The sequence below is a fragment of the Telmatospirillum sp. J64-1 genome, assembly GCF_006980715.1.
Lineage (GTDB): Bacteria > Pseudomonadota > Alphaproteobacteria > Rhodospirillales > Magnetospirillaceae > Oleiliquidispirillum > Oleiliquidispirillum nitrogeniifigens.
Genome location: NZ_SBHN01000009.1, coordinates 156,427 through 167,507 on the forward strand (window position 1 = coordinate 156,427; position 11,081 = coordinate 167,507).

At 64.9% G+C, this 11,081-nt stretch carries 6 protein-coding genes; 1 reads left to right on the plus strand and 5 read right to left on the minus strand.

Features of this window, described 5'->3' with window-relative positions; all coding sequences use genetic code 11:
- Window positions 1-21: 21 nt before the first annotated feature.
- The 5 genes from EPD66_RS10840 to EPD66_RS10860 all read right to left on the minus strand — a co-directional run bounded on the left by EPD66_RS10840 (window position 22) and on the right by EPD66_RS10860 (window position 8,444).
- A complete protein-coding gene (locus EPD66_RS10840) occupies window positions 22-948 on the minus strand; it encodes a glycosyltransferase family 2 protein (protein ID WP_142848520.1) in 927 nt (308 codons plus the stop codon).
- Window positions 945-2,207, minus strand: coding sequence for a glycosyltransferase family 4 protein (locus EPD66_RS10845; protein ID WP_142848521.1), 1,263 nt, complete (start codon window positions 2,205-2,207; stop codon window positions 945-947). The genes EPD66_RS10840 and EPD66_RS10845 overlap by 4 nt, the downstream gene beginning before the upstream one ends.
- Window positions 2,208-2,308: 101 nt before the next feature.
- The gene (locus EPD66_RS10850; RefSeq protein WP_142848522.1) at window positions 2,309-4,531 is read right to left on the minus strand and encodes a polysaccharide biosynthesis tyrosine autokinase; all 2,223 of its coding nucleotides are present in this window, start codon (window positions 4,529-4,531) and stop codon (window positions 2,309-2,311) included.
- A gap of 391 nt (window positions 4,532-4,922) precedes the next feature.
- A complete protein-coding gene (locus EPD66_RS10855) occupies window positions 4,923-6,236 on the minus strand; it encodes an HlyD family type I secretion periplasmic adaptor subunit (RefSeq protein WP_142848523.1) in 1,314 nt (437 codons plus the stop codon).
- 3 nt (window positions 6,237-6,239) lie between these two features.
- Window positions 6,240-8,444: a type I secretion system permease/ATPase gene (locus tag EPD66_RS10860; protein WP_142848524.1), complete on the minus strand. Its 2,205-nt coding sequence runs from the start codon at window positions 8,442-8,444 to the stop codon at window positions 6,240-6,242.
- A 271-nt stretch (window positions 8,445-8,715) separates the two neighbouring features.
- On the opposite strand from EPD66_RS10860, the gene EPD66_RS24365 reads away from it, so the two are divergent.
- Window positions 8,716-11,081: hypothetical protein (locus EPD66_RS24365; RefSeq protein ID WP_370511876.1), on the plus strand; the 2,366-nt coding region annotated here is incomplete at its 3' end.

An 11,081-nucleotide genomic window follows, 5' to 3' on the forward strand; every position in this document is an offset into this window, starting at 1 on the left:
ACGACTCCCCTGACTGAAACCTTAAACCTTGAATTCCTGTAGCAAGACGTCCGGACGCAGCATGTGTTCGACCATGCGCCGCACCCTGTAGTAGCGCAGGGCCAGCAGCACGCGGGCCGCGCGCATCTTCTGCTGCGTGTTGTCGAGATTACGGCAGGTGAAAACCTCCCACAGCTTGTCCACCGGCGGCACCGCCAGGGCGGCGGTGAACAGGGCCCATTTGACCCAGAACATCCGGCCACTGCGTTCACGCCACATGGAGCGGTAATGGAAGGTGGTCCGGTCCATCTTCCGGGTCAGTTCGTGCCAGTGATGGCGCGCGGGATGGGACAGCAGCACGTCCGGGGCATAACGGATGCGCAGCCCCATCGCGGTGGCGCGATGCCCCCATTCCATATCCTCGGGCAGGTTGCCGTTGCGGAAGGGACCGACGCGGTCATAGACCTCGCGCCGGGTCAGGATGCAGCAGCCCACGGTGAAGTTCTTGCGCTGGATGTATTTCCAGTTCTGGAAGGCGAAGACCTGCTCGTAGAGTTCCACATCGGTGGGATTGGCGGGGTCCTTGGGAAAGACCCGGACCCGTCCGCCGACGATGTCGGCATCACCCTGCGTCAGCCAATGGACCGCGCGCTCGATCCAATCGGGCGCGGGCAGCACGTCGGAATCGGTGAAGAGCAGGATCTCCCCCTTGCTTTCGGCCACGCCCCGATTGCGGGCGGAACCGCAACCGCGTTCGGCCTCGAAGCTGGCGCGCGAGAGAGGGAAACGCGCCACCACCTCGTCTATGGGCCGCTGCGAGCCGTTATCGACCACGATCACTTCGTAGCGGTCCCGGGGCCAGGTCTGGGCGTGCAGATGCTCCAGGCACAGGGCCAGGCGGTCGTGGTCGTTGAGATGCGGAATGATGACGCTGACGAAAGGCTTGGCAGCGGAGGAAACGTCCGTCATGACCCTTCTCCCCCCTTGCCTTGCAACTGGCCCGGACGCAGGCGGCGGCGGGCGCTGGCCTCCGCCTCGAGCGAATCATAGGCCGCCAGCAGCTTGGGTGCCTGATGCTGCCAGGACAGTTCGTGCTCGATGCGCTGGCGCCCCAGTTCGCCCATGCGCGCCCGGGTTTCCGGGTCGTCGATCAGTTCCAGGATCCTGGCCGCCATGTCGGCGGGATCGTTCTGGCGGGCATAGAGGGAGGCCGCGCCGGCCGAAACCCGTCCCTCGGTCAGGTCGAACTGCACCACCGGCTTGCCCAGTGCCATGTATTCCAGGATCTTGTTCATGGTGCATTTGTCGTTGAACGGATTGTAGGGATCGGGGCAGACGCAGACATCGGCGGTGTTGAGCATGGGGACGATGACGCCGAAATCGGCCCAGCCGGTGAAGGTGACGTAGTCCGACAGGCCCTCGCGCTCGGTCCAGGCCTTCAGGTTCTTCAGTTCCGGCCCGTCGCCCATCAGCGCCAAGTGAATGTCGGTGCGGCCATGGTCGCGCACGATATGACGCATGGCTTCCAGCAGCAGGTCCACGCCGTCCTGGTTGTTCATCACGCCGAGATAGCTGATCAGGTAATCGCGGCCCTTCTTCAGCTCCGGCTGCGGCGGGATGATCTTCAGCTTGTCCAGGTCGGGGCCGGAGCGCACGACATAGACCCGCTCGGGCGGCATGCCGCCGCGTTCGACGGCGATCCGCTTGAAGGATTCATTGGTGGCGATGGACAGGTCGGCGGTGCGGAAGGTCCAGCGCTCGAAACGCAGCAACAGGCTGTGAAAGAAGCCCCGCTTGCCGAATTTCGCCTCGTAGAGTTCGGGACTGAGATCGTGGTGGTCGAAGATGAAGCGCTTGCCCAGGAACAGCTTGAAGAAGCCGCCGACCAGGAAAACCGTATCCGGGGGATTGCAGGCATGGATCACGTCGAAGCCGCGCTTGAACAGGGTCTTCCAGGCCAGCACGAATTGCCAGAACAGGGCGGCGGAATATTCCGCCAGATAACCCATGGCGCCCTCGGCCTCCGTCGGCAGGGGGTGGCGGTAGATGTGGATGCCGTCGATCACCTCATGGCGCTTGGGATAGGCCTGGGTGGCCGGGCAGATCACCGTCACGTCCCAACCGGCCTGGGCCAATGTCGTCGCTTCCAACCAGACCCGGCGGTCGCGCGGGACGGGAAGATTCTCGACAATGATCAGGACGGATCGGTTCTTCTTAGAATCACTCATACGTCAACCACCTCCTGAATCGAGCGGGTTGTGGGATAGGATGCGGACCGCTCCTGGGGTTGATCTCCTCTTGGATGGAAGGGACGGCGCATGAAGCGCCGTCAATTGCGGTAGTATTCCGGGTTGCGGAAGCAGAAATCCGCGTAGTCGCTTTGATAGCCGCGCTTCTCGAGGTCCACCTTCGAGAAGACGACGCCCGCCACGTTGACGCCCAGCGAGCGCAGATATTCCACCCCGGCCTGGACGGCACGGCGTGGCGTGCGGTCCCACTCGACCACATAGAGGGCCAGTTCGCTGCTCTTGGCGAGCAAGGCGGAGTCCGAGGCGACCATTGTCGGCGGACTGTCGATCAGCACCACGTCGAACTTGCTCTTGAAGGCATCGAAGGTATGGGCGGCCAGGGCGCTGCCCAGCAGGCGCTGGGGATCGTCGCAGCGCGACCCTGCGGGAATGAAATGCAGCCCCGACTTGTCGTCCTGGCGCAACGCCTCTTCCATCGGCACTTCCTCGCGCAGGAAATCCACTAGGCCGGGCGCGTGGCGCGTCTTGGTCAGGCGGGCCAGCGAGGGACGGCGCAAGTCGCAATCCACCAGCAGCGTGCGGAAACCGTGCTGCGCCAGGCTGCGGCCCAGGGACAGGGCGAAGGCGCTCTTGCCCTCGCCCGGCAGCGACGAGGTCACCAGGATGGCCTTGGAATCCGGCCCCTGCCGTGCATTGAGGATGGCCAGCTGCGCCGCCCGCACGGCCTCGGTATAGGCCGATGTCGGCTTGCCCAGAAGCTGGTCCGAAGGCGTGGAGCGCTTCTCCAACCGGCGCACCTCGGGGATGACGCCCAGGGTCGGCAGGGCCAGTTCCTGGCGGATCTGCTGGGTGCTGACATAGCCGGGACGGAACCGCTCGAACATGAAGGCCAGCGACATGGCCAGCCCCAGCGACCCGGTGAAGGCCACGGCCAGGAAGAGCGGCTTCTGCGGATAGGCCGGATCGAGCGGCGGTTCGGCGCGCGACACCACGCGGGCATCGGGCTGCTCGATCTGGATGCGGTTCACCAGCTCGTTATAACGGGCCATGAAGGACTGCATCATCAGGTTGCGGTTCTCGATATCCATTTCCCGCTGCTGCAATCCCACCAGTTCCCGGCTGTTGGCATTGGCCTGGTTGGAGATGTCGGTCATCCGGGTGCGCAGCGTCTCTTCCCGCGCCCGTGCCTCGGCCACCCGGCTTTCCAGGCCGCTGATGACGTTGCGCACCTCCGCATTGATGTCGGAGCGGATACGGCTGATCTGGTCGCGCAGGCTGCGCAGGGCCGGATGGTTGTCGGTATAGCGCGCCGACAAGGCGGCGGCCTCGCCCAGCAATTCCGCTTCCTGGGCGCGCAAGGCCCCGATGAAGGGCGAGGCGGCGGCCACTTCCGATTGCGCGGCGCTGCCACCCGCGGCCAGAAGGCGGCGCAATTGCTGCAGCTGGCTTTCGGCCGTGGCCCGTTCGGATTCCAGCGTCGCCAATTCGGTATTGAGCGCCACCAATTGCTGGGCGGCCAGCAGGCTGGGATCGCTATCCAGCGGCGACAGGCGGTTTTCCTGGCGGAACTTCGCCAAATCCTCGGTGGCGAAGTTCAGCTCCGACTGGATCTGCTGAAGCTGGTTGCTGATCCAGTTGGTCGCCTGCTGGAACTCGGCCGTCTTGGTGTCCATCTGGCCGCGGATATAGACATCTGCGAAGGTATTGGCGATCAGCGCCGCCTTTTCCGGGTCCTCGGACTGGAAGGTCAGATGAATGGCGAAGGATTCGGTGTCGCTTTTCAGGCGCATCCGTTCCATCACATTCTCGATGGTCTTGAGCCGCGCCGCATCGCTGCGGGGAGAAGCCTGCTGCGGCAGGCGCGCTCCCGTCAGTTCGGCCCATTGCACGCGCATCCATTCGACACCGCGCTCCAGCCGTGCCTGGGCGGATGCCAGCATGCCCTCGCCTGTCTCCTCCAGGAACGGATTGAATTCCGGGTCGTCCACAAGATTCAGTTCATCAACCACCTGGGCGGCCACTTCGCGCGATTGCAGCACGTCCATTTCGGTTCGCACCGAGGCGGTATCGAGCAGCGGCATGGCCGGTAGAGGCGTCGTGCTCGCCACCTGCTGGACCGGGCCGGGCCTTGCCTTCAGCGCGATCAGCGTCTCGGCCTCGTAACGCGGTGTCACGAGGAAGAGCACCAGCAGGCTTAAGGCCGTCACCCCTCCGACCACGGCGGCGATCATCCCCTTGCGCTGCCATAAGGTCGACAGGGCATGACTGCCCAGCGAATGGTCCCTCTCGTCAACGCCCATCATAGATCCGGGTCTCCTGGAACTGTGTATCCTAGCCAGACGGACATCCTGCCCGAAAAAGCAAAATCCCCCGGCCGGACAGCATTGCCGCCCGCGACGCCCTTCCCATTCGCGTTACTCTCGAACAGCTTTTCTGGGCGTCCATTGCGCCATTACTTCTCTGTCAGAAGGGATAAGGGCACATCTCTTCGCCGGGCCGTCCTCCGGCTACATGCGCCCGTCAGGAACGGCCCTCAAGGCAAAGCCGACGAATGCTCCGGTTCCAAGTCCAGCCGGATGAGGATGAAGGCAAAGGGTGCAAACCGGATGGATCGAGTGCGGGAAATTCGGATAGGCAAGCAAAAGGCGGCGGAAAATCCCGCCGCCTGCTGCCCTCCAGGCAGGAGTTTCCGGATCAGCGTTCCGTCAAGGCGCTTTCGCGGGCGCGAAGGACGGGCTTCATCACGTAATCGAGCACCGTCTTCTCCCCGGTCAGCAGGTCGACCTGGGCGGTCATGCCGGGAATGATGGGAAGCTCCCCTTCCCGCCCCTGGAAATGGGTGGCATCGGTACGGACACGGATCAGGTAGAAGCTTTCGCCTTCTTCATTCACGATGGTATCGGCGCTGATATGTTCCAGCCGCCCGTCGAGACCGCCATAGATGGTGAAGTCATAGGCCGTGATCTTCACCACCGCCCGCTGCCCGGGATGCAGGAAGGCGATGTCCGAGGGACGGACGCGGGCTTCGATCAGCAGCGTGTCGTCCAAAGGCACGATCTCCATCAACTCGCTGCCCGGCTGTATGACGCCGCCGACGGTATTGATGTCCAGCCGTTTGACGATGCCGTCCATGGGCGCACGCACCTCGCGCCGGGTCATGCGGTCGCGGCTGGCGATCAATTCGGCCTCGACCGAAGCCAGTTCCAGCTTGCGTTCGTTCAGTTCCGTCAAGGCCTGGGCCCGGAAGGCTTCCAGGCGCTCGTTGATCCTCTCCTCGGCCTCCTCGACGGCGGCGCGGGCGCCGGGGACGTTCAGCCGCACCGTCTCGAGCTGCCCCGTGATCTCGCTATGCTGGCGCTCCAGCCGCAAGGTCTCGATGCGCGACTTCAGCCCGCGCGAGGACAGGTCGCGGGCCATCTCCAATTCCTGGCCCACGAAGCGCAGGCTCCGCGCCAGGGCCTTCTCCTCGTTCTCCAGGGACAGCAGGTCCTGGCGCCGCTGCACCAATTGGCGCTGCAGCACGTCCAGCGAAGCGGCAAGCTCGTCACGCCGGGAATTGAAAAGCTCGCGCTCGCTCTCGGCGGTGGAGGCCGCCAGTTTCAGCACCTCTTCCGGCATCTCCAGGTCGCGGTTCCAGGCTTCCGACTGCAAACGGTGAACGGCCGCCAGCAGCGCCAGCCGCCGGGCTTGGAGGCGGCTGACCTCGGCGCCGTAGCTGGTCGGGTCCATGCGCGCCAGGACCTGCCCCTTCTTCACCGTCTCGCCCTCGCGCACCAGGATCTCGGTGACGATGCCGCCTTCCAGGTTCTGCACCACCTGCACATGCCGGGAGGGAATGACCTGCCCGTCGGCACGGGTCACCTCGTCCAGCTTCGCCCAGGCCATCCAGGCGATGCCGACACCGAACAGCAGCACCGAGAAGAAAAGAAACAAACGCATGGCCAAAGGAGGACGCCGCCGCGCGGCGGCGTCGAGTTCCTTCATATATTCCAGTTCTTCGCGCGACATCCCTTACCCCTTGGAAAGCGTTGCAGTCCGGCCGCCGCCGCTGGTCGAAAGCCGCACCCGGCCCTGGGCCAGCGCCTGAAGCACCGCATCGCGCGGGCCGTCGGCGATCAGCCGCCCGCAATCCATCACCATGACCCGGTCCACCAGGGACAGCAGCGAGGGACGATGGGTGACCAGGATCAGCGACTTGCCGTGCAGGCTGTCGCCCAGGCGCTGCTTGAAGCGTTCCTCCGACGACTGGTCCATGGCGCTGGTCGGCTCGTCGAAGATCAGTACCGGCGGATCGGTCAACAATGCGCGGGCGATGCAGATGGCTTGGCGCTGCCCGCCCGACAGACGCTCGCCCCGTTCGCCCACCGCCAAGTCGTAGCCCTGGCCGCTGCGGCGCAGGAAGTCGTGGATGCCGGCGATGCGCGCGGCGCGCAGGATCATCGCGTCGTCGATGCGGGGATAGGCGAGCGCGATATTCTCGCGCACCGTACCGTTGAACAGGAAGCTGTCCTGCGGCACATAGCCGAAGGTCCGGCGCAAGTCTGCGGGATCGATCTGGCGGGAATCGGTGCCGTCGATCAGCACATTCCCTTCGTTGGGGCGATAGAGGCCCAGGATCAGCCGGGCAATGGTGCTCTTGCCGCAGCCGATGGGGCCGACGATGGCCACCTTCTCGCCCGGCGCGATGCGGAAGGACACGTCCTCCAGGCTCTTGCCGTCCTGATGGGGATAGGCGAAGGAGACGTTGCGGAACTCGATCTCGCCTTGCAATTCGGGACGGTGCAGGAATTGCCGTCCCGCCGGACGCTCGCTGGGCAGGGCCATGATCTGGTTCAGCGTCTTCAGCGCCGTCATCGACTGGCTGAAGCGGGTCAGCAACGAAGTCACCTGGGACAGCGGCCCCATCATGCGTCCGGATAGGATGGTGCAGGCGATCAGCGCCCCCATGCTCAGCTGGTTCTGCGCGATCAGGTAGACACCGACCACCACCACGCCGACCGTCACCATCCCCTGCGCCGCATGGGCGAAATTGGTGGCGAAAGCGGACAGGTTTCGCGCCCGCATCCCCGAAGCCGCCGTCGCGCCGACGAAGCGTTCCCAGTCGCGCTGCACGCGGCTTTCGGCGCCGACGCTTTTGATGGTTTCCAGGCCGGAAATAGATTCGATCAGGATACCGTGCTTCATCGAAGCTTCGCGGAAGCTGCGGCGCACCACCCGGTCCAGCGGCACTTGCACCAGGATCCCAACCAGGATCACCAGCGGCACGGCGGCCAGCGGCACCAGCACCACGGGCCCGCCGATCCACCAGATGACCAGCAGGAACAGGCCGATGAAGGGCAGGTCGACGATGGTCGCCAAGCTCGCCGAGGTGAAGAAGTCGCGCAGCGTCTCGAATTCCCGCAGGTTGCTGGCGAAGCCCCCGGCCGATTGCGGACGATGGGACATCTCCATGCCCACCACCTGCTCGAAAATGCGGCTGGCGATCATCACATCGGCCTGCCGCCCGGCGAAATCGAGGAAATAAGCGCGGAAGGCGCGCAGGATGAACTCGAACAGGATGGCCCCGCACACCCCGATGGCCAGCACCCACAGCGTCTCGACCGCCCGGTTGGGAACCACGCGGTCATAGACGTTCATGATGAACAGGGGCACCGCCAGGGCCAGCAGGTTCACCAGCACCGCCGCCATGACGACCTGTCCGTAGACCGGCCAGAACTGCCTCAGCGTTCCCCAGAACCAGCTCGAAGGACGCTTGCGTCGGGCATGGTCGTCGGCATCGTCGAAACGGCATTCCGGGCGGGACAGGATGACATAGCCGCTATGGCTCTTTTCCAGTTCGGCAAGGCTCTGGGTCACGGTGCCGGTGCCGGTTTCGGGCAGCAGCACCTCGCACTCTCCGTCCTGCAGGCGGCGCATCAGCAGCACGGCCCCGCCGTCCTTCTGGATCACCACTGCCGGCAGGACCAGTTCGGACAACTTTGACAACGGCCGCTTGACCACCCTTGCCGACAATCCCGCCCGCGCCGCCGCCCTCACGAACAAAGCGGGCGTCAGCCGCCCGCCCACCAACGGCAGCCCGGCGATCAAGGCACTGGGCGTGGCGGGTCGGTCGTAATGCCGTGACAAGGCCAGCAGGCATCCCAACAACGGGTCTTCGGGCAGGGCCGAGGCGCTGGTGACGACATGCAATTCCGGCCTTGCTGTGCTTTCGGACATGGGCGGCTCCGTTTGGACAGATACGTCAGATATATGCTTCTGCCTGGGCGCTGGTTCTCCACCCAAACGGACTCACCTTCCGGGAGTGAGCCCCTTCCGGGAGCGCCCATTGATTAACTTGCGGCTCCTTCGAGAGTTCCGCCGCCCCTGAGGCGATATCCTCAATCTCACTCGCCTATCCGTCGGTATAGCTAGCCTGTATGTTTTTTGACCATGGCACCCCCTCCGGCCAAATACGGGCCATACTTCCATCCATAACGGAGGAGAGGTTATGCCAACGACGCAGAACGTAACGGCCCAATCAGATAACCAGGACACGGTCTCGCTGATCAGCGCGACCGGCAATGGAACGGCTTCCACGCGGGGCTTCGGCGAGGGGACGATCAGCGCCTCGACGGGCGGCGCGGTCAGCATCATCGGCCCCGACGGCATCACGACGGTGAGCGGTATCGGGGTCACCCAGGCGACCGATGGGAATGACGGCAGCATCATCGTCGAGCCCATCACCCCGGACGGTACCGGCCAGACCGACTTTGAAACCGATGGACAAAGCGGCACGATGGTGCTGGTCAGGCTCGAGGGCTATGACGTGCGTCTCGTCGTCACCCCCACCGACGATGACCTCGTCCCGCCCGTGGACGAGGAAGACCCGCCTGTCGACGATGGCGAGGATGAAGAGCCACCCGTCGACGGCGAAGAACCGCCGACCGATGGCGAAGAGCCGCCCACGGACGGCGAGGAACCGCCGACGGATGGCGAGCAGCCCCCGACCGACGGTGAAGAACCGCCGACCGATGGCGAGGAACCTCCCACGGACGGTGAGGAACCGCCGACCGATGGCGAGGAACCACCCACGGACGGCGAGGAACCGCCGACGGAAGAACCCTCTCCCCCGGCTGCCGTGGACGATGCCTTCAGCACCGTCGCCGGCCAGCCCGCCGCCATCTCGATCCGCGAATTGCTGTCCAATGACGCCGATAACGCGGAAGTCGTGCTGTTCAGCAATTTCACCGGCGGCAATCTAAGCCATCTGGTCTTCGTTCCCGATACGGGCTTCACAGGTGAAGCCAGCCTCTCCTTCAGCTATCGGGACGCGGATGGCAACACCCAGACCGATTCCGCGACCATTCAGGTCAATGGCGCGGACGGCACGGGCCAGGAAACCGATGGGACCGATAGCAACGGAACGGACGATGCCTCGTCCGTCGCCGAGACCGGGCAATGGCCCGTCGTCATCTCCGTGGCGGACCTGCTGCCTGTGGACGATAACGGCAATCAGGCCGAGCTGACCGGTGTCTGGGGTGTCGAAGGCGGCGAACTGAGCCACGTCTTCTTCATGCCCGAAACCGACTTCACGGGCGAAGCCTCCTTCAACTACACCATCCAGACCACGGAGGGCGACACCGAGTCCGCGACGGTCACCATCGATGTCAGTGAAGCGACCGGTGGCGAACAACCGCCCACCGATGGCGAAGAGCCCCCGGTCGATGGCGAGGAACCGCCGACGGATGGTGAGCAGCCGCCGACCGACGGTGAAGAACCGCCGACCGATGACAGCCCGGATTTCGATACCGTCGCCGGCACGCCAGTCGCCGTTGCGATCCAGGATCTGCTGCCGACCGGGTCTGAAGGGGCGCAGTCGCTCGAATTCAGCAATTTCGAGAACGGCTCGATCAGCCATGTGGTCTTCGTTCCCTCGCCCGGTTTCACCGGCGAGGCTTCCTTCTCCTTCACCTATCTGGATGCCGACGGGAACGAGCAGAGCGGCACCGCCACCATCCAGGTCGACGAAGCTCCAGCGCAGAACGGCAACTCCGGCGACTCGGCCGAGGTGACCTCCGTCGCGGCGGGCAGCGAAGACCCCTCCTCGCCCAACGGCACGACCCAGACCTCCGTGCCTGTGGCCCTCTCCCTGGCAGACCTGCTGCCCGAGGGTGAGAATATTGAGGATGTCCAGCTGACGGGCATCTCCGATGTCGAAGGCGGCAGCGTGAGCCATGTGCTTTTCGCTCCGACGGACGGCTTCACCGGCGAGGCCTCCTTCGACTATGCGATCCAGAGCCTGAACGGCGAGTCCAGCTCCGGTACCGCGACGGTCAACGTGACGGAAGCCCCCACCAACGGTGAGGAACCGCCGACGGATGGTGAAGAACCGCCGACCGACGGCGAGCAGCCGCCGACGGATGGTGAAGAACCGCCGACCAACGGCGAGCAACCCCCGACGGATGGCGAGGAACCGCCGACCAACGGCGAACAGCCCCCGACGGACGGTGAGGAACCACCGACCGACGGCGAACAGCCGCCGACAGACGGTGAGGAACCACCGACCAACGGCGAACAGCCCCCGACGAATGGTGAACAACCGCCCACCAACGGCGAACCGCCGGTCATTGACGAACCGCCGGCGATCGATGAGCCTCCGACGGACGGTGAGGAGCCGCCGACCAACGGCGAACAGCCGCCGACGGATGGCGAGGAACCCCCGACCAATGGCGAACAGCCCCCGACGGATGGCGAGGAACCGCCGACCAACGGCGAACAGCCCCCGACGGATGGCGAGGAACCGCCGACCGACGGCGAACAGCCGCCGACGGACGGTGAAGAACCGCCGACCAACGGCGAACAGCCCCCGACGGA